The 877-nt window shown below is 66.4% G+C and carries 1 protein-coding gene and 1 pseudogene; one reads left to right on the forward strand and one right to left on the reverse strand.

All coding sequences use genetic code 11. The features are described 5' to 3' along the window. The coding region (locus tag MKK84_RS02455; protein WP_243916450.1) for a hypothetical protein at positions 1-206 on the reverse strand (206 nt) is incomplete at its 3' end. Positions 207-536: 330 nt separating this feature from the next. Between MKK84_RS02455 and MKK84_RS02460 the strand changes: the two are divergent. Further along, positions 537-877: pseudogene (locus tag MKK84_RS02460) on the forward strand (helix-turn-helix domain-containing protein); the annotation flags it as partial.

Below are 877 nucleotides of genomic sequence, written 5' to 3' on the forward strand. Positions count from 1 at the left end.
GAGCGGTCTACCGCACCGAAAGCTGGCGTGGCGTTCACAAGGGCAGCGATGTCGATGCTGTGCCCACTAGCGAAACGGTAGGGGCCAGCCGCCGAATTTCGAAGGTAGAGGTCGATGGCCGCCACAATCTCTTGGCTTGTGATGATACCTGCCTTGCGCAGGTCCGCGAGGGTCGAAGGTCCGGCGTGCATGGTCGCGCTGATCATCCCCTGACGTGGACTTAACCGTGCCGCCCAGCCGACATGGACCGTGCCGGCTGAGGCGCCTGCTGGCGAGTCGCCGGGACCATCAGGAGACACCGCCGCCGCAAGTCGACCCCTGAAAAGCCAACGGGCCCCCCGTCGCCAAACGAGGAGCCCGTCGAAAATCTAAGTGGCCTGTGGGGGCCGGTTTCCAATCCCCACAAGCCACGAGACGCCCCCAGGCGTCAAGCGGGAACGCCAATTCCCGCGATGATGAGGCTTTGCCTTGTGGACCGGACGCCCTCGCGGCGGCCCGGAACGACCTGTTGCGGCCCTTTCACGGGGCCGAGGACCATGTTTGCCGACGAGTTGAGGCGCGCCATCGAGGCCGCGAGCCGAATCACCCTGCCGCAAGTGACGGCACTGCTGTGGCGCGCCTATGGGGAGGGGAAGGTCACAGAGGCTGAGGCTGAGGCGCTGTCCGGGCTGATCGAAACGCGAACGCTGTCCAAAAATGGACCGCGATCCGGACAGAGCCCGAACTCAGGGGGAACAGCCGAGCATTTGATCGACCTACCTGCGCAAAAATGCGTGGGAAGACCCAGGAGGGCCGTCGGCTCCCGGCCACGCACGGAAGCCTCGATGGAGCGCCGTCGCCGCTGGGCCGCCTCGGGACGGCTGCCGCCCGGGCTCGC

The organism is Methylobacterium sp. E-065 (assembly GCF_022829605.1).
Lineage (GTDB): Bacteria > Pseudomonadota > Alphaproteobacteria > Rhizobiales > Beijerinckiaceae > Methylobacterium.